The sequence below is a fragment of the Clostridium sp. TF11-13AC genome, from assembly GCF_003481065.1.
Lineage (GTDB): Bacteria > Bacillota > Clostridia > Lachnospirales > Lachnospiraceae > Otoolea > Otoolea fessa.
Genome location: NZ_QUKJ01000005.1, coordinates 124,331 through 142,683, shown reverse-complemented (window position 1 = coordinate 142,683; position 18,353 = coordinate 124,331). Strand labels below are relative to the sequence as shown.

The window sequence follows — 18,353 nt, the reverse complement described above, 5'->3', positions numbered from 1 at the left end:
TGCCGTCTGGTGTACGTTACATACCGGAAAGTGTCTGTGGCAGACGAAAAAATGACCTGCCGACAGGAAGCTGGGTGGTACCGCGGTATAGATATGATCGTCCCTTTGCACGTTTTGTGCGAAGGGATTTTTTTATGTCATGTCGCAAGCGACCGCGCGAGACGCCCGAATGTGCCAGAGAACATCCTTTATGCACAAATTCGTGTCCACAAGTTAAAGCAATATCAAGATAAAAAGCAACAAAAGTAATAGAAGGAGAGAAATCATGCAGGATTTAAAAGAACTGAATGAAGTGATCACTGCGATCAAAGAGGAAATCCGCCAGGGTGCGGATGCTCTGACGACTTCCAAGAGTGTCTATGAGTTTAAGAAGACCTTTCTGGATAATAAGCAGGGCAGAATTGGTCTGCTGATGAAAGAAATGCGTAATGTTGCCAATGATCAGAAAGCGGAATTTGGTAAGACAATCAACGGCGCCAAGGAGTGGGCAAACAATTTCTTTGACGAGCTGGATCAGAAATTAAAGGAGAAAGAGCAGCAGCAGCGCTATGAATCAGAGAAGATTGATATTACGATGCCGCCGGTTAAAATCCGTTACGGCAAGCTGCATCCGGTTACGACGGTCCGCAATCAGCTGACGGATATCTTCACCTCTATGGGATTTGAGGTATATGAGGGAACCGAGATCGAGACCGATTATTATAACTTTACGGCTTTAAATACACCGCAGGATCATCCGGCACGCGATATGCAGGATACATTCTACCTGTCTCCGGAGTTCTTGCTCCGTACCCAGACATCGGCTGGACAGGTTCATGTCATGGAAGCGAAAAAACCGCCGATCAAGGTTGTTTCCCCGGGTAAGGTATTCCGTTCTGATGATGATGCGACCCATTCTCCGATGTTCAGCCAGATGGAAGGCCTGGTTGTTGATGAGGGCATCACCCTGTGTGATTTAAAGGGTATGCTGGATATGTTTGTTCAGAGAATTTTCGGTGAGCAGACAAAAACGAGACTTCGTCCGTCCTATTTCCCGTTCACGGAGCCGTCTGTCGAGGTCGATGTAAGCTGCTTCCAGTGCGGCGGAAAGGGCTGCCGTCTGTGCAAGGAAACTGGCTGGATCGAGGTTCTCGGCGCTGGTGTGGTAAATAAGAAGGTACTGGAAAACTGTGGCATTGATTCCAATAAATACAGTGGATTCGCATTCGGATTGGGTCTGGAGCGTATCGCAATGCTGAAATACGGCATCAACAACATCAAGATGCTTTTTGAGTCTGATCTGCGTGTGCTGGATCAGATCGATGACTGATCAGGACAGGAGGATTAGAAATGCTTGTACCGTTAAGCTGGTTAAAAGATTATGTAGATATTAATATTTCCGCAGATGAGCTGGAGAAGAAGCTTTTTGACTGTGGATTTGAGGTAGAAGAAAAATGGCAGGTTGGCAAGGATATCAGCGGCATCGTCGTTGGTTATGTTGACTCCTGTGAGCCGATTCCGGAAACACATCTTCATGTGTGCCAGGTCAATGTAGGTGGTCCGGAACTCTTACAGATCTGCTGTGGCGCTGACAATGTAAAAGCTGGTGGAAAATTCCCAGTTGCCATGATTGGCGCGAAAGTATATGCAACTGCAAAAGATCATGTGACGATCGAGGGCGTGGCTACCATTAAAAAGGGTAAATTGAGAGGTTATGAGTCCCAGGGTATGCTGTGTTCTGGTACCGAGCTTGGCTTAAACGAGGATCTGTATCCGGGTGCTGGTTACAACGGATTGCTGGTTCTGCCGGAGGATGCGGAAATTGGTTCGGATGTCAAAGAGCTGACCGGCTTAAATGACTGGATCTTCGATGTTTCTATCACGGCAAACCGTCCGGATTGCCAGAGTATTTTCGGTCTGGCAAGAGAGGTTGCTGCCGCACTGGGCGAGCCGCTCAAGACGCCGGCACTGGATTACACTGAGACAAAAGTTGAGAAAGAAGGCTTCAACGTAACGGTAGAGGCACAGGATCTTTGCCCGCGTTACATTGCACACTATGTATATGACGTAAAACTGGGTCAGTCCCCGGCATGGATGAGACGACGTCTGGCTTTGGTAGGGAATAATTCCATTTCCAATATTGTTGATATTACAAACTATATCATGCGTGAGTTAGGTCAGCCGCTTCATGCGTTTGACTGCGATTATCTGGAGGGCAATGCGATCAACGTAAGACGCGCGGCCGAGGGCGAGAAGATCGTGACGCTGGATGAGAAAGAATTTACCTTAAATCCGAACAATCTGGTTATCTGCGACGGCAAAAAGCCGGTAGCACTTGCCGGAATCATGGGTGGTTTAAATTCTGAGATCCGTGATACCACGACGGAAGTGATGTTTGAGGCAGCTAAATTTGCCCGTGACAACATCCGCAGAAGCTCCCGTGCATTAGGACAGGGATCCGACGCGAGCCAGCGATATTCTAAGGGGGTCGATGAGTACACAACTGAGATGGCGATGAAACGTGCCCTGCACCTGGTTGAGGAGCTGGGAGTTGGTAAGATTTCCAAGACCCATAAAAATGTAAATACCGGAAACTCCTTAGAGCCGACTACCTTCAAGACAAGTGTTAAGAAGGTAAACGCTGTTCTGGGTATTACCGTTCCGAACGAGGATATTTTACGCATACTGACTGGCTTAAACTTCCAGCCGGAGATCAACGGCGACGAACTGACCATGCATTTCCCGGCATACCGCGAGGATATGGAAGATTATCCGGATGTTGCCGAGGAAGTGATCCGTATGTACGGCTACGATCACATCACATCGACCTTCCTGCCGAGTGCTAAGGTGACGATCGGTGGAAGCAACCTGCGTCAGAGAACAATTCTGAAAGTAAAGAGAACGCTGTGCAGTGTTGGCGCATTTGAGGGAATCCACTATTCCTTCTTCTCCCCGTCGGATCTGGATGAAATGGGATTTGCAGAGGACGCGCCAGAGCGCAGGGCGATCCGCATCATGAATCCGATCAACGAGGATCTGTCCCTGATGAGAACAACACTGGCACCGCAGATGATTCATGCGATGGGACGCAACCAGAAGAGAGGCATCTTCGAGGGACGTATCTTCGAGATTGGAAATGCATTTATTCCGAAGTCCCTGCCTCTGACGGAATATCCGGAAGAGCGAGAGACGCTGTGCATCGGTGCATTTGGTAAGGAAGAGTCCTTCTTTACCTTAAAGGGAATGGCAGAGGCAGTTGCCGATGTTTTAAATATTACTTTTAACTATGAAAAAGCAGAGAAACCGTTCCTGCATCCGTATCAGACCGCAGCGATCTTCTGCGAGGGCGAGGAGATTGGTTACCTCGGTAAGGTAAAATATGAGATCATGAAGGAAGAGGCAATGCGCGAAGATGCGTATGTGTTGGAGATCAGCATGAAAGCGCTGGAGAAATGGTATGGAAAAGCCAAAGTATTTGAGCCGCTTCCAAAATTCCCGGAGGAAAAACGTGATCTGGCGCTGGTTATGGACAAAGACATCACCTGCGGACAGGTTGAGGGCTGTATCCGCGAGGCTTGTGCTTACGTCAAGGATGTTAGCCTGTTCGACGTATACGAGGGCAGACAGATCGCAGCCGATAAGAAATCGATGGCATTTACCGTTCTCTTCACTCCGAAGGAAGAGGCGTTCAAGGCAGATACCGTTGACGGATATGTCAAGAAAGTGCTGAAACAGCTGAATAAGATGTATGGAATTGAGCTGAGAAGCTGATTTTGAAGAAAAGAAAAGGCTGCTGTCCAGAGAGAGAAACTTTGGACGGCAGTCTTTTTGTGTAATAGGAAATTCCTTGGAATTCCCTATTACACAAAAAGGCACTAACGTGCCAATGATGCGCACTCGCGCGAAGCAGAAACATGTCGCAAGCGACCGCGCTCGGCGCGAGAATGTGCCAAGGCACATTCTTTTTCACGTTCATAAAAAATGTTTGATGATAAGTTTGATTACGCTTCATTTTCTATTCGTATAATCACAATATCATTTAATTTCAAAACCATATTTTTCTGCGGAAGCACCGACAGATCATCGCGCAGCACCAGAAATATCTTGATATTCTGCTCTTCTTCCATCTCTTCAATGGTTTTTCCGGCATATCGTTTATCGACGAAAACCTCGGCAATTTCCTGAATATCCGCGTCCTTCATGCTGGACAGGCTGCTCTTGCGCTGGTACTGTTCGACGAAACCGGCGCTGATGATACCGGTTGGGATCGCGACGGCACCGACTCCGAGGTAGGCGATGCAGATCGCCATCACGCGCCCAAGCGTTGTGACCGGGTAAATATCGCCGTAACCGACGGTCAGCAGCGTGGACATACTCCACCAGATGCCGCTGAATGCATTGCGGAAAATGTCCGGCTGAGCGTTGTGCTCGACACTATACATGCACATGCTGCTCGCCAGCATCAGCACCATGACGATGAACACAGAGGAAATGATCTGGTTCCGTTTTTCATAGAGTACGGTGGTAATGATGTTGAACGAGTCGTATTTCGCATTGAGCCGGAACAGATGGAAAATCCGCGCCACGCGCAGCATACGGAAAATGATGAAGCCCGACAGAAAAAAGACCGGGATGATCGTCAGTAGATCCACCACTCCATCAAAGGAAATGAGAAAGCAGAACCGGGCGCGTCCCGGCGTTTTTTCTGGATAGAGATAGTCGGCAGTCCAGATGCGCAGCGCGTATTCAATACAGAAAATCAGGACACTGGCATGTTCCAGCATGGTAAACAGACCACCGAAGGATGTTAATTGATCGAATGTTTCCAGAAACGTGACAATGATATTGCAGATGATCGTGAAGGTGATGAAAATATCGAATGCACGGCTGATACGGTTGCTCTTGTCGCCGATCTGGATGATGTTAAATATTTTTTCTTTCATAGTGGATATTTTTATAATAATTTTTGGGTGAATGTGTTTCCCTGTTGGTATAAAAGAGGGGGGTATCTCAGTCGAGAAGATTCCTACCTCTTCAGGTGGTGAGTAATAGCAAATTTGTCTCAGTGGAAGCCTTGTCTCCGACTGAGATAAACGCTCCGCGAGGTTGCGCAGTGATTCTGATAGGAATATGTCAGCTTCGCTGACCAGGATCACGCGCCAAGTCTCACGGACGTTCGACTTGAATATAGTTGCAGATACTATTATTGTATCATTTTCAGGCATCCCTTGCAATCTTTCTGGTGTCTGGGTATAATTTCTGTAGGTAATTTAAAAAGGTAAAATGCTTTGTTTAAAACGGCCGCATTTAAAATAGAAGGTGCCGTATAATAGCAAGCATGCTCACAAAGGAGGAATACGATGCTGTTTATTTATTATCCAAAATGCAGTACCTGCCAGAAAGCGAAAAAATGGCTGGATGCACAGGAAATTTCATATACAGAGCGCCATATCGTGGAGGAAAATCCGACGTATGAGGAATTGAAGAAGTGGCAGGCGAGAAGCGGGCTGCCGATCAAGAAATTTTTCAATACGAGCGGGATGCTATATAAGGAAATGCAGTTAAAGGATAAGCTGCCGCAGATGAGCGAGGACGAACAGTTGAAGCTGCTTGCCACCAATGGGATGTTGGTAAAACGCCCTGTCATTGTGGATGGAGATACTGTTTTAACGGGATTTCGGGAGAAGGAATGGGAAGAGAAGCTGCGGTGATGGACTGGGAGCAGAAGTTTCCTTTCTTACGTGAAAAAGGACACGTGGTCTCGCTGATTGGCGGAGGCGGAAAGACGACGCTTCTGTATGCGCTGTCGGCGTACTGCACGGCGAAGGGATGGCGGGTGCTGACGGCGACGACGACGCATATTCGGAAGCCGGTAAATGTGCCGTGGATTGTGGTAAATGAGGAAGAAAATACCGCGTGGGAGAATGCCAGAAAAGAGCGCGATCGTCTCTGGCAGCAGGGAACCTATGTCGTAGCCGGAACCCCAGCCCCACACGAAAAATTGACAATTCTGCCAGAATCGATTCGAAGCGAGTGGATTTCGGATGCAGATATCACATTTCTGGAGGCGGATGGCGCGAAATGTCTTCCGTGTAAATTTCCGGCGGCGTATGAGCCGGTGATACTGCCGCAGAGCGATATCGTGCTGGCGGTTGCGGGGCTGAGTGCCCTGTATCGTCCGCTGGGGGAGGTGTGCTTTCGGGCGGAACTGGCGATTGAGGCGTGGAACAGGGATGTGTGCGAGTATGGGGACGCAGCTTATCCCAAAGAAGGAAAAAGACTGCTCAAAGAAGTGCCCATTTCGAAAGATACGCCTTTGACCCCAGAACTTCTGGCGTGGCTTCTTGGTAGCGAAAACGGTGCCAGAAAAGATATATCGGGGCGTTCGTTTTTTGTGGTTCTGAACCAGGCGGACACGTCAGAGCGCCGGGAGGATGGCAGAAAGGTACTGGATATCCTGAAACATAGCTACGGAATTCAGGGAATTTTAACTTCCTTTTCAGAAACAGAACGAAATCAGGGGTGAGAAAAATGAGTGAGAAAAAGGACATTGTATTTTGTACGGGCGGCGGCTGTACGGCGAAGCTGGGAGCCGGTGTTTTAAGCCGCATTTTGGAAAAACTACCGCGCGGCGAGAAGGATCCGAATCTTTTAGTCGGATATGACAGCCGGGACGATGCGGCAGTGTATCAGGTCACGGAGGAGCTGGCGCTGGTACAGACGGTTGATTTCTTCCCGCCGATGGTGGACGATCCGTATATTTTTGGACAGGTTGCAGCGGCAAATGCGCTGAGCGACGTGTACGCGATGGGCGGTGAGGTCAAGACGGCGCTGAATCTGGTGTGTTTTCCGGAATCAATGGATTTGAATGTTCTGGGACAGATTTTACAGGGCGGCGCGGAGAAGGTGGCAGAAGCAGGCGGCATTCTCGCGGGCGGTCACTCGATTGCGGACACGGGCGTGAAATACGGTTTGTCCGTGACGGGACTGGTAAATCCGAAAAAGCTGTACGCCAATGATGCCGGACAGCCGGGCGACCGCCTGATTTTGACAAAGGCATTGGGTGTTGGGCTGATTTGTTCGGCAAACCGCGTCGGAGAAGTGACAAAAGAGCAGATGGACAGAGCGGTACAGTCGATGACGACGCTCAATAAAACAGCGGCGGAAATCAGCCGGAAGTACACGGTTCACGCGTGCACAGATGTGACTGGGTTCGGTTTTCTGGGACATCTGCATGAAATGATGGGGCGCGGGCTGTCGTGCGAGATTGATGTGAAGCATATCCCGGTGCTTCCGGGCGCACGTGAGTCGGCAGATGCGTTTTTATACACGGCGGCAGGACAGAGAAACCGCAACTATGTCGGGGCGGCGGTGCAGTTTGAAAATGTACCGTTTTCAATGGAAGAGGTCTTGTTTGACCCGCAGACCTCCGGCGGACTTCTGATGGCAGCTGCCCCGGATGAGGCGGAGAAACTGGAACAGGAGCTGCAGAACGCCGGGCTTCCGGCGCGGATCGTGGGAACGATCACGGAACCGGGAAAGGTTGAAATTTTTGTACGAGGATAGGAGGAAACAGAAATGAAGAAAGTAGATGCAAGAGGAGACGCATGCCCGATTCCGGTCGTAAAGGCAAAACACGCGATAGAGGAACTTTCGGGTGCCGGACAGGTGGAAGTGCTGGTGGATAATGAGATTGCAGTTCAGAATCTGACGAAAATGGCAGAGCAGAAGGGCTATCAGAGCAGTGCAAAGAAGCTGGCGGATCAGGAATATCAGGTTATCTTTACGGTGGGTGAACAGACAGAAGAGGAAAAAGCACAGGCAGGAGCCGGATGCGAAGCCTGTATTCCGGACAGCCGTACCGATACCGTGGTTGTGATTGCCAATGATAAGATGGGCGAGGGCAGTGAGGAACTTGGAAAGACGCTTTTGAAGGCATTTACATTTGCCCTGACCCAGCAGGACAACTTGCCGAAAACCATTCTTTTCTATAACGGCGGAGCCAGTCTGACCTGTGAAGGATCTCCGATGCTGGAGGATCTGAAGACACTGGAGGCAGAAGGTGTGGAGATCCTGACCTGCGGCACCTGCCTGAATTTCTATGGTCTGACCGAGAAGCTGGCAGTCGGCGGTGTAACCAACATGTATGTCATCGCTGAAAAAATGCTGGGCGCTGGAAATGTGGTAAAACCATGATTTATATGGACAATGCGGCGACTTCGCTTCAAAAGCCGCTGCAGGTGGAACAGGCGGTCCTTGAGGCGCTTCGCACCGCAGGAAATCCGGGGCGCGGCGCGCATGAGGCAACCTTACATGCTTCAAGACTGGTGTACGGGGCACGTGCGGCAGCAGCAGAATTGTTTGATGCGGAAGATGCGTCGCGGATTGCTTTTACGGCAAACGCAACGGAGGCGCTGAACATAGCCATTTCCGGGCTGATTCGTCCGGGCGATCACGTGATCACGACGGTCTGTGAGCATAATTCGGTGCTGCGTCCTCTTTATCGTCTTCGTGATCAGGGTTCGATGCTTAGTTTTGTGGGTGTGGATGCGCGTGGAAATCTAAAATATGAAGAGTTGGAAGCATTTCTGCGCCCAGAGACGCGTGCGGTGGTAATTACCGGCGCCTCCAACGTGACAGGAAATGTGACGGATCTTTCCTATATTTCTTCGTTTGTTAAACGGAATGGACTGCTTCTGATTGTGGATGCGTCGCAGACTGCAGGGGAAGAACTGTTTTCCGTGCAGAAGCTCGGAATCGACGTGCTCTGTTTTACCGGGCACAAGGCGCTTCTGGGACCACAGGGAACCGGCGGGCTGTATGTGAAGCCGGGACTTTCGGTGGAACCGCTTCTGGTTGGCGGCAGCGGCATTCACAGTTATGATGAACACCATCCGAAGGAAATGCCAACGGCACTCGAAGCCGGGACGCTCAATGTCCATGGTCTGGCGGGGCTGGCAGCAGGCATCCGTTACCGGATGGATCAGGGGATCGAGAAATTGCAGAAACGGGAGCGGGATTTAACACGCCGTTTTTACGAACAGGTAAAGGAAATTCCGGGCATCATTGTGTATGGAGATCCGGCGGCAAAATGTCATGCGCCGATCGTCTCCCTCAACCTTGCCGGGGAAGATTCGGCACGTGTGGCGGATGCACTCTGGGAGGAATACGGCATCTGCGTCCGCGCGGGGGCACACTGTGCGCCGCTCATGCACCGGGCGCTTGGAACGGTCGGTCAGGGAGTGGTGCGGTTCAGTTTTTCGCATTTTAATACGGAAGAGGAGATTGAGAGGGCAGCAGAAGCAGTTCGGGCACTGGCAGAGGAAGCGTAGGGGAGAAATTGGTAGTATGAGAGAAAAACATCCATTTATCGTACTGTCCTTTCAGACAACTGTGGCGGCGATGGAATGGGAAAAACGATGTATGGAAACGGGCATTCCGGGACGTTTAATTCCACTTCCGAGGGAGATTTCTGCCGGCTGTGGTCTTGCGTGGCGGATGCGTCCGGAAGAGTGGGAGCAGTGGAGCGGACGGGTAGACACTTCTGTTTATGATAAGGTGTCGTGTGTGTGGCAGTAAAAAGAATTACTCTAAAAGCAGAAAACACAATCAAAGGAATTATTTGAAGAAGAAGCTGCATAAACAGGTAATGGAAATAATAGTAACAAAAGTGAGATAGGAGAAGGCATCCTCATGAAACGAGATGATTTAATTATTGTGCGCGGCGGCGGTGACCTGGCAACTGGAACGATTCATCGGCTCTGGGCGGCAGGGCTTCGGGTGCTGGTGCTGGAGATTGAAAATCCGGCGGCGATTCGGCGACAGGTAGCTCTGTGTGAGGCGGTTTATACAAAAACAACTGAGGTCGAGGGGCTTCGTGCTGTCCGGATTGATCGATATGAGGAGGCAGAAGCGGTCTGGCAGGAAAATAGCGTGCCGATTTTGATTGATCCGAAAGGCGTGTCGATTGGAGCGCTGAAACCGGCTGTTGTGATCGATGCGATTCTGGCAAAGCGAAATCTTGGAACCCGCCGGGATATGGCACCGCTCACGATTGCACTTGGTCCGGGCTTTACGGCAGGTGAGGATGTGGATGTTGTGGTGGAGACAAAGCGCGGTCATCGGCTGGGGCGAATTATCCGCGAGGGTGCGGCAATCCCGAATACGGGGATTCCGGGCGTGATCGGTGGATACGGTGCAGAGCGGGTGATTCACGCGCAGGCAGCGGGTATTTTCAAAAATGTGCGTGTGATCGGTGATATCGTTGAAGCCGGGGACACGATCGCGGAGATTTGGCAGGAGGACGGAACGAAACTTCTGGTTCAGACACAGATCACGGGCATTCTGCGAGGTCTTTTGCGGGATGGTTATCGGGTGACGGAACATTTCAAGGTAGCAGATGTCGATCCGAGAAAAGAGGAACTTTCCAACTGTTTTCTGATCTCGGACAAGGCGAGATGTATCGCGGGAAGTGTACTGGAGTTGGTGTGTGCCCAGTTATGGAAGTAAAAGAGAGACTATAGCAATAGTTCCTTTGAGAAAAATTCTAAGAAATTTCATCCTAATCATTGACGTATAGCAAAAAAACAGCCACAAAATTCATTTCGTTCTGTTTTTGGAATTTAGCAGGAAGATGAATTTTGTGGCTGTTTTTTATGAAAAATATATAGCAGCAAAAAGTATGCAATGGGTGATGAGGATAGGAAATATTTTGAAAGGATTTTTCAGAAAGAAAGTGAAAAGTATGAAAGAGATAGTAAATGTGGAGGCGTGAGTGAAAGTGGATATGCGTATAAGAGACTTCATGACAGGTATGATTGTTAGAGGCTTCTCATGTCATAGGAAACTTCGTCCTATGACACAAAAAATGCTCCGCGGAAAAGCACAGCGAACTATAAAGACGCTGTGCCTTCCGGGGTTTCTTCCCCTTCATTGGCTTCCTCCATGGTGACAACCGGCTGGATGGCCTCATCGGTATAGCGGACGCGCAGGACGGCCTGTGGCCAGTTCAGCTTAATGAGAGCCGTCTTCTGGCGCTCTGTTCCGGCTTTTTCGATCAGGTCAAGCAGTTCGCGCAGAACTTCTTTTGTCAGATAGCCGCCGCGCCAGTGGAAGGTCAGCGTCTTTCCTTTTTTGGCTGCCTGCAGGGAGCGCTTGTAAACGTCCTCCTGCTTGGTAAAGGAGAGTTCCTTTTCTTTATAATAGAAATGGTCGCTGTCGGTGCAGGCAGGCGCCGGGGCGATGAGGGGTTCGTGGTCACGGAAGATCGCCTTATCGTCGAGGTTGAAGTAGTCATATCGGATTTCCTCGCCGGTCTGGAGACATTTGCCGAGACTGTTGTCGAAGGTAGCGTCCAGATGGTAGTACGTTTTCCCGATCTTGACGATGTTCCAGGTATGGCGGTATTTGATGCCCTTTTCAGGGTTATTGCCGCAGAGCGCGATCATGCACCAGATGCCGAGCGTATCACAGAGAATTTTGACCGATTTGGCGATGCCCTCGCAGACGCCGACGCCCTGTCCCAGAGGTCCGATGATCTCATGGGAGTAGGGCTTTTTTAATTTGTCATAGTGAACGTGTTCGCAGATAAAATCGTGGATATAGCGTTCTTTTTCCAGTTCAGTCAGCTTCATTGCCGGGCGGGCAAGTTTCTCCACGCGGGCGTTCATCGCTTTCTGATGTTCGCGGATCTTGCCCTTGTCAAAGAGGTATTCCGGTATCAGGATCAGGTTCGGGGAATCTGGGTAATACTTATATTTAAAGCCGGAAGCCCAGAAAATCTCCGGGTGGTCGAGCCGGAGTTCAAAAAATACATTGCTTAAATCCTTTCCCTCCAGGCGCGGAATCTGAAATTCGTCGGAGAGATTGGTAAGTCCCTGCTGCATGGCGCGGTAGGCGGCTTGCTGGTTCTTGTTCATGTGATTATAGTAAAATGGTTCCATTTTGATATTCCTTTGTAACCTCTTTATATTTTAGTGTGATTCAGCCGCTTTCTCAATCTGCCCGGATTCCGGGTCAAACCAGACGCGATCGCCCTCATCGATTCCGGCATCATAGAGTGCCTGATCCGCGGTGCGTATCGTGTATTCTGGATGCTCTGAGAGGTTTGCATTTTCAGTTGTGTCCAGCAGACGGACACAGACCATCGTTTCCTGTCCGTCCGGGCGTTCTTCACAGCCAAAATCGGCTTCGTATATTTCTAAAACTCGGCAAAGACGCGGGAATGTTTGATTGCTGTTCATTGTGTATATGCCTCATTCCATGGGAAAATTCCTGTTTTTGTCTTTTTAATTTTAGCAGAAGATGATAAGGCAGGCAAGTAGAGATGAAGGGGGGGAAAAATAAATTAAATGCGAAGCCACGGCAAATTCCGTTACTGGGCATGATGCGAGAACAGTAACGATGGGGCGGCTGGGAAGAAAAGCGGGAGGGGGAGAAATTTGAGGAGAAAATTGCCGGCAGATACTTGTAATTCTAATAAAAACAGGTAGAATAGAAGCTGTCTATGTCCTCGGGAGACGGACATAAAAGTTACAATCACGGGGGTTATAAGTAAATGGCAAAAAAGAAAAACAGCTTCAGCGGTTCGCTGGGGTTTGTGCTGGCAGCAGCCGGAAGTGCCGTCGGTGTAGGAAATATCTGGCGTTTTCCGTATTTATGTGCGAAAGACGGAGGCGGACTGTTCCTGCTGGTGTATCTGGTGCTGGTGGCGACATTTGGATTTGTACTTCTGACGACGGATGTGGCGATCGGCAGAAGAACGAAGGAGAATGCGCTGCAGGCGTTTGGAACGCTGCATCCGAAGTGGAAGTTTGTCGGATACCTGACGTTTCTGGTTCCGATGTTAATTATGACGTATTATTCGGTCATCGGCGGATGGATCACGAAATATTTCTTTGAGTATTTGACGACATCCGGCAGGAATGTGGCGGAGGACGGATATTTTACATCGTTTATCACGGAAAAGAATGCGCCGCTGATTTTCACGGGAATCTTTCTGGCGCTCACAATCTGGGTTGTATACAGAGGTGTGGAGAAGGGAATTGAGAAATTTTCCTGTTTTATCATGCCGGGACTGATCCTGTTAGTCATCGGAATCGCGATTTTTTCATTGACGCTTTCCTACACGGACGCGGATGGGACGGTCCGGACGGGAATACAGGGATTCCTCGTCTATGTGCGCCCGGATTTTACGGGACTGACGGTAAAAGGATTTCTGGAAGTACTGCTGGATGCGATGAGCCAGCTCTTTTTCTCACTGAGTGTGTCGATGGGAATTATGGTAACATATGGTTCTTATGTCAAAGATGAGATCGATTTGAATAAGGCGACCAACCAGATTGAATTTTTTGATACAGGTGTGGCGCTTCTGTCCGGTATGATGATTATTCCGGCGGTCTTTGTATTTTTAGGACGCGATGGCATGGCGTCCGGTCCGAGTCTGACCTTTATTTCGCTTCCAAAGGTATTTCAGGCGATGGGCGGCGCCGGTCATATCGTGGGACTTGCATTTTTCCTGATGCTTGGCTTTGCGGCGCTGACATCCTGCGTTTCTGTCATGGAAACGCTGGTTGCCAACTGCATGGAAGTGTTTGGAAAGACGAGAAAACAGATGTGTGTGATGGTCGGAATCTATTCCCTGATCACGGCAGTTCTCATTTGTCTGGGCTACAATGTTCTGTATTTTGAGTTGAAGCTGCCGAACGGTTCCACCGGACAGCTGCTTGATGTGATGGATTATATCAGCAACAGCTTCCTTATGCCGATCATTTCCTTCTTAACCAGCATCCTGATCGGATGGGTGGTCGGACCGAAGTGGATCGTGGAAGAAGTCGAGAAAAATGGGGAACATTTTTCAAGAGCAGGTATGTACAGCTTCTTAATCCGGTATATTGTGCCGGCTGTCATGCTGGTTCTTTTCCTGGTATCGACCGGGTTTATTAATATGCTGTAATGAAAAATGGTTTTAGCCGATTTTCACGGAAAGTGCGAGAATTGGTTAAAACCTTTTTTATAGAAAAATGCGTCCCATTATTCTTCACGGTCATCCGACTCGATCTCATAGGTATATCCGGCATTTTCGATCGCCTGAATTGTATCCTTGATGCCCTGTCCGCCTGCTTTTTTATAGGATTCAATAAAAACAGGAATCTGTTCGGAATAAAACCTATTAAAGATGTAGGAAAATAGGAACTATTAAAACCGATTTTATCATTTTTACCGGCTAGTGTCAACTTATAAAAATGTAAAAGTTTACAATCAAAACTGGACAATATATCGATTTTTTGCTATGATAAGCTAGTTAGAAAAAACTAACTTGCAGGAAACGTGAAAACGCAGTAAATTAGGTGCGTAGGTGTGAAAGCTAGGCAGCCTGATTGGATAGAGTGGAGAAACAATGCAGTATTTGTGGATAAATCCGGTTTCTGCCGGGATGTGTGAGGAAGATTCGCTGAAGCGTTTTTTAGAACGGCATGGTCTGACGCGGGTCGAGTGCCGGGGCGATTGGGGACGGATCGTCCGGGAAAGATATGAAGCTAGTCTGCGGGCGGGCGTGACGCTTGCGGATGCGCGCTGTCCGGAGGCGGTTCGGCTGCTTGAAGAGATACAGAAGGAGCCGGAAAACGAATCTGGAATTGAAAACCTGAAAGTTGCCCCGATCGAGCCGATTTTACTTCACTGTGCGCGGGAATTAAGCACGCGTCCGGATCTGGCGGATGGGGAGAAGATCATCACGACGCCATGCCAGAGTCTTGCGGTGCTTGGAAATTTGCTGGGACTTGAGAATACGCGGTTTATCGCATGGAATCGTCTGGCAGGCGGTGAGGTGCGCGTCCGGGCGATCGAAGACAGCCCGATTCCGCCGGGGTATTTTGCGGGAATCTGCCGGAAAGATGGACAGGCGGCGAAGGTAGAGAGTGTCAGCAGTCCGGAGAAAATCCGGGCATATGTGGAGAGCGGAAGCTGGAAGCAGGCGGATCTGCTGGAACTTTTGTATTGTAAGGATGGATGCCATCACGGGGATGGCGTGCAGACAGAGTGAGAGAAATCTGTGGTTCATGGAAAAAGCTTGAGGAAGCGGAAAATGCATGAATTGCGGCAAAAGAATGGGAAGAATGAAAGAAACGAAGAAATTCAAGGATAATGGGCAGAAATACTTCGGTCCGGCGCTGGGAATCGGAGCGGTATTTCTGATCTGGTGTTTGGTCTGCCGCATGGAGATGGTCAGTGCGTATGTGCTGCCGTCCCCGGCGCGGGTGTGGACGAGCTTTTTAAAAATGGTGAAAACCGGGGAACTGTGGGGGGATATTTCAATCAGTTTCCTGCGTGTCATGAAGGGATTTGCGATTGCGTTCCTGTTTGCCTTTGTGTTGGGAATGTTCCGGGCGCTGTTTCCGGGCAGCAGCGTTTACTATGAGTATATTGTGCAGTTTTTCCGCAATGTCCCGCCGCTCAGCATGATTCCGCTGCTGATTCTCTGGTGCGGAATCGGAGAGATGACGAAGACGGTGATTATTGTGCTGGCGTCATTTTTCCCGATGTACTTAAATATCGTGAAGGGATTTACCGGGTGCGATTCGAAACTTCTGGAAGTGGGCGATATGTTCGGCTACTCGAAGCGCCGCAAATTTTTCCGCATCATTCTGCCCTATGCGATGGCAGATATTCTGGTCGGAATGCGGATCGGGCTTGGCTATAGCTGGCGCGCCATTATCGGTGCGGAGATGGTGGCGGCGTCCACCGGGCTTGGACATATGATTTTATTTGCGCAGCAGATGTCGCGGACCGACAAGGTGATCGTGGGGATTCTGGCGATCGGGGCAGTCGGATATGTGACGGACCGCCTGTTTGGATGGATGATAGGATTTGTGCTGAAAGGATCCGGGGAAAATGGCTGGAATTGAACTGATTGATATTCATAAAACATACCGGGTGGATAACCGGGAGATTCCCGTTTTAAACGGGATCAACCTGTCGCTTCCGGCGGGGAGAATCACTGTGATTCTGGGGCAGAGCGGATGCGGGAAAACGACGCTTCTGCGGCTGACCGGAGGACTGGAGACGGCGGACAGCGGAGAGATTCGCTGGGAGAGCGCCCACAAGACGGCATTTGTCTTTCAGGAACCGCGCCTCATGCCGTGGTTGACCGTCTGGGAAAATGTGGTGTTCGGGCTTTCAAAAAAGGAGACAGATCCGGGGAAAATAGAGGCGGTTATCCGCACGGTCGGATTATCTGGATTTGAAAAAGCATATCCGGCACAGCTCTCCGGCGGAATGCAGCAGCGGGCGGCGATCGCGCGGGCGCTGGCGTATGAGCCGACCTTTATCATGATGGATGAGCCGTTTGCCGCACTTGACTATTTTACAAGGGAACAGATGCAGAAAGAGCTTCTGCGCGTCCAGCAGGAGCGCAGTGCGAGCATTCTGTTTGTGACGCACAGCATCGATGAGGCACTGATTCTGGGAAGCCAGATTGCGGTCATTGAAAAGGGCATGGTCAAGGCGCTCTATGAGGTCAAGGCGCCGCAGGAAGAGAGGAATCTTTTGGAGGATGAGATGATAACCCTGAAAAGGGATATTATAAATAATTTACATTTTATTTAGAGGAGGAACGATTATGATGAAACGATGGATGGCAATGGGAATGGCACTCTGCCTTACCGCAGCTTCCCTGGCAGGCTGCTCCGGTACAAAAGATGCGGCTGAGAGCACGCAGGCAGAGGCAGAAACCAGCGCAGAGGAGGCGGCAGCCGAGGAGGAGACAGCGAAAGAATCTGATCTGGATAAGCTGACCTTTACGTATGTAACTTCTCCGCTCAATGTGCCGACGATCATCGAGAAAAATCAGGGTATTTTTGAAAAAACATTTGGCGATATGGGGATTGAGGTTGATTATGCGGAGCTGACCTCCGGGGCAGATCAGACACAGGCGCTGGCTTCCGGCGATGTGCAGGTTTTGTATGCGGTTGGCGGTACTTCGGTGATTCTGTCTGCAGCAAATGGAGCGGATATCAAGGTATTAAATATGTACAGCCGTTCTCCGAAGGCATTCTGTATGTATTCTAAGGATGAGTCCCTGACGACGCCGGAAAGCCTGAGAGGAAAGACAATCGCAGGACCGACCGGAACCAACCTGCATGAGCTTCTCGTTTCCTATCTGGCAACGGCTGGCATGACGATCGACGACGTCAACTATGTCAATATGTCGATCCCGGATGCAAAAGCAGGTCTGGACGGCGGCAGTGTAGACGTGGCTCTGGTTGCTGGCGCAACTGCTTACAATGCAGGGCAGCAGGGTTACCACCTGGTAGCCGACGGCGAAGGCCTGATTAAGGCGATCATTGCAGTGGCAGTGACACAGAAATTCTATGACGAGCACCCGGAGATCATCGAGAAGCTGGAAGAAGCACAGACCGAGATTGCTGATTTCATGGAAGAAAAACCGGATGAGACGATGCAGATCGTAGCCGATGAGCTGGATCTGGACACCGATGCAGTCAGAAGCATGTACGATCTCTATGATTTCTCTACCGAGATCACAGATGATGACAAAGAAGGCTTCCAGAAGACTGCTGATTTCATGTATGAATCCGGCATGATCGACGAGGCATTTGATGTAAAACAGTTATTTATTGAAAAATAATCAGTGAACATTTGAGATGATAAACGATTGAAAAGCAGCTCCCGGAGTGTGGATTCCGGGGGCTGCTTTTACGATTGCATATGCAATTATGAAAATACGGAATGTTTACGCTAATACCTTTTTAATCGCTTCTAACAGCTCATCATACGTCTCATAAGCCGGAATCTGCGGATATTCTGCCTTGATCTCCTCCGTCGTGCGGAAGAGGAAGCCCGCCTTGCTTGCCTCAATCATGGCGAGGTCGTTGTGGCTGTCGCCGCTGGCGATCGTCTCGAAGCCGCAGGACTGGAGTGCTTTGACGGTTGTATATTTGGATTTCTCACAGCGCATCTTAAAATCGGTAATCTCACCATTTTCGCTGACAACCAGAGAGTTGCAGAAGATGGTCGGATAGTCAAGTTTCTTCATCAGAGGTCCGGCAAACTGGGAGAAGGTATCGCTGATGATGATTACCTGAGTGATTTCTTTTAATTTGTCTAAAAACTCCCTTGCGCCCGGAAGCGGATCAATTTTAGAGATCGTTTCCTGAATTTCCTTGAGTCCCAGTCCGTGCTCGCGCAGGATGTTTAAACGGTAATTCATCAGTTTGTTATAATCCGGCTCATCGCGGGTGGTGCGTTTTAACTCCGGGATTCCGGTTTCTTCAGCAAATGCGATCCAGATTTCCGGCACTAATACACCTTCTAGATCTAAACATACAATATCCATGTCTCCTCCTGTCTGATACAAC

Annotated in this window: 18 protein-coding genes; 14 read left to right on the top strand and 4 right to left on the bottom strand. The window is 49.6% G+C overall.

Going from position 1 to position 18,353, the window contains the following annotated elements:
• The first annotated feature begins 265 nt into the window (after positions 1-265).
• The gene (gene pheS / locus DXD12_RS11430) at positions 266-1,309 is read left to right on the top strand and encodes a phenylalanine--tRNA ligase subunit alpha (protein WP_117796200.1); all 1,044 of its coding nucleotides are present in this window, start codon (positions 266-268) and stop codon (positions 1,307-1,309) included.
• A gap of 20 nt (positions 1,310-1,329) precedes the next feature.
• Positions 1,330-3,750: a phenylalanine--tRNA ligase subunit beta gene (gene pheT / locus DXD12_RS11425; RefSeq protein WP_118638385.1), complete on the top strand. Its 2,421-nt coding sequence runs from the start codon at positions 1,330-1,332 to the stop codon at positions 3,748-3,750.
• Positions 3,751-3,980: 230 nt separating this feature from the next.
• Here pheT and DXD12_RS11420 read toward each other — a convergent pair whose 3' ends face one another.
• On the bottom strand, positions 3,981-4,922 hold the full coding sequence (locus tag DXD12_RS11420; RefSeq protein WP_022359086.1) for an ion transporter: 942 nt from the start codon (positions 4,920-4,922) through the stop codon (positions 3,981-3,983).
• 417 nt (positions 4,923-5,339) lie between these two features.
• On the opposite strand from DXD12_RS11420, the gene DXD12_RS11415 reads away from it, so the two are divergent.
• The 7 genes from DXD12_RS11415 (at position 5,340) to yqeB (ending at position 10,488) form a co-directional block, all read left to right on the top strand.
• Positions 5,340-5,690 (top strand): arsenate reductase family protein, encoded by a 351-nt coding sequence (locus DXD12_RS11415; RefSeq protein ID WP_022359085.1) that lies wholly within the window; start codon positions 5,340-5,342, stop codon positions 5,688-5,690.
• A complete protein-coding gene (gene yqeC, locus DXD12_RS11410) occupies positions 5,669-6,505 on the top strand; it encodes a selenium cofactor biosynthesis protein YqeC (RefSeq protein ID WP_243017784.1) in 837 nt (278 codons plus the stop codon). The genes DXD12_RS11415 and yqeC overlap by 22 nt, the downstream gene beginning before the upstream one ends.
• A gap of 5 nt (positions 6,506-6,510) precedes the next feature.
• Positions 6,511-7,545: a selenide, water dikinase SelD gene (gene selD, locus DXD12_RS11405; protein ID WP_118472187.1), complete on the top strand. Its 1,035-nt coding sequence runs from the start codon at positions 6,511-6,513 to the stop codon at positions 7,543-7,545.
• A 12-nt stretch (positions 7,546-7,557) separates the two neighbouring features.
• Complete coding sequence (yedF, locus tag DXD12_RS11400; RefSeq protein ID WP_022359082.1) at positions 7,558-8,175, top strand: sulfurtransferase-like selenium metabolism protein YedF; 618 nt, start codon at positions 7,558-7,560, stop codon at positions 8,173-8,175.
• A complete protein-coding gene (locus DXD12_RS11395) occupies positions 8,172-9,311 on the top strand; it encodes an aminotransferase class V-fold PLP-dependent enzyme (RefSeq protein ID WP_118472185.1) in 1,140 nt (379 codons plus the stop codon). Before yedF ends, DXD12_RS11395 begins: the two co-directional genes overlap by 4 nt.
• A gap of 16 nt (positions 9,312-9,327) precedes the next feature.
• Complete coding sequence (locus DXD12_RS11390) at positions 9,328-9,558, top strand: DUF3343 domain-containing protein (protein WP_118522642.1); 231 nt, start codon at positions 9,328-9,330, stop codon at positions 9,556-9,558.
• 114 nt (positions 9,559-9,672) lie between these two features.
• Positions 9,673-10,488: a selenium-dependent molybdenum cofactor biosynthesis protein YqeB gene (yqeB, locus tag DXD12_RS11385; RefSeq protein ID WP_118293485.1), complete on the top strand. Its 816-nt coding sequence runs from the start codon at positions 9,673-9,675 to the stop codon at positions 10,486-10,488.
• Between the two features lie 383 nt (positions 10,489-10,871).
• Here the strand turns inward: yqeB and DXD12_RS11380 are convergent, their stop codons facing one another.
• Together DXD12_RS11380 and DXD12_RS11375 are read right to left on the bottom strand one after the other, a co-directional pair.
• Positions 10,872-11,921 carry a transglutaminase domain-containing protein gene (locus tag DXD12_RS11380; protein WP_118638384.1) on the bottom strand — a complete coding sequence of 350 codons (1,050 nt, stop codon included), beginning with the start codon at positions 11,919-11,921 and terminating at the stop codon, positions 10,872-10,874.
• Between the two features lie 30 nt (positions 11,922-11,951).
• A complete protein-coding gene (locus tag DXD12_RS11375) occupies positions 11,952-12,221 on the bottom strand; it encodes a hypothetical protein (RefSeq protein WP_117796193.1) in 270 nt (89 codons plus the stop codon).
• A gap of 314 nt (positions 12,222-12,535) precedes the next feature.
• Between DXD12_RS11375 and DXD12_RS11370 the strand changes: the two genes are divergently transcribed.
• The 5 genes from DXD12_RS11370 (at position 12,536) to DXD12_RS11350 (ending at position 17,623) form a co-directional block, all read left to right on the top strand.
• Positions 12,536-13,933 (top strand): sodium-dependent transporter, encoded by a 1,398-nt coding sequence (locus DXD12_RS11370; RefSeq protein WP_118638383.1) that lies wholly within the window; start codon positions 12,536-12,538, stop codon positions 13,931-13,933.
• Positions 13,934-14,377: 444 nt separating this feature from the next.
• Positions 14,378-15,022 carry a hypothetical protein gene (locus DXD12_RS11365; protein WP_118638382.1) on the top strand — a complete coding sequence of 215 codons (645 nt, stop codon included), beginning with the start codon at positions 14,378-14,380 and terminating at the stop codon, positions 15,020-15,022.
• Positions 15,023-15,068: 46 nt separating this feature from the next.
• The gene (locus DXD12_RS11360; protein ID WP_347561388.1) at positions 15,069-15,884 is read left to right on the top strand and encodes an ABC transporter permease; all 816 of its coding nucleotides are present in this window, start codon (positions 15,069-15,071) and stop codon (positions 15,882-15,884) included.
• On the top strand, positions 15,871-16,584 hold the full coding sequence (locus DXD12_RS11355) for an ABC transporter ATP-binding protein (RefSeq protein ID WP_117796190.1): 714 nt from the start codon (positions 15,871-15,873) through the stop codon (positions 16,582-16,584). Before DXD12_RS11360 ends, DXD12_RS11355 begins: the two co-directional genes overlap by 14 nt.
• A 13-nt stretch (positions 16,585-16,597) precedes the next feature.
• Positions 16,598-17,623: an NrtA/SsuA/CpmA family ABC transporter substrate-binding protein gene (locus DXD12_RS11350; RefSeq protein ID WP_347475169.1), complete on the top strand. Its 1,026-nt coding sequence runs from the start codon at positions 16,598-16,600 to the stop codon at positions 17,621-17,623.
• 105 nt (positions 17,624-17,728) lie between these two features.
• On the opposite strand, the gene thrH is transcribed toward DXD12_RS11350, so the two are convergent.
• A complete protein-coding gene (thrH, locus tag DXD12_RS11345) occupies positions 17,729-18,331 on the bottom strand; it encodes a bifunctional phosphoserine phosphatase/homoserine phosphotransferase ThrH (protein WP_118638381.1) in 603 nt (200 codons plus the stop codon).
• Positions 18,332-18,353: the final 22 nt, after the last annotated feature.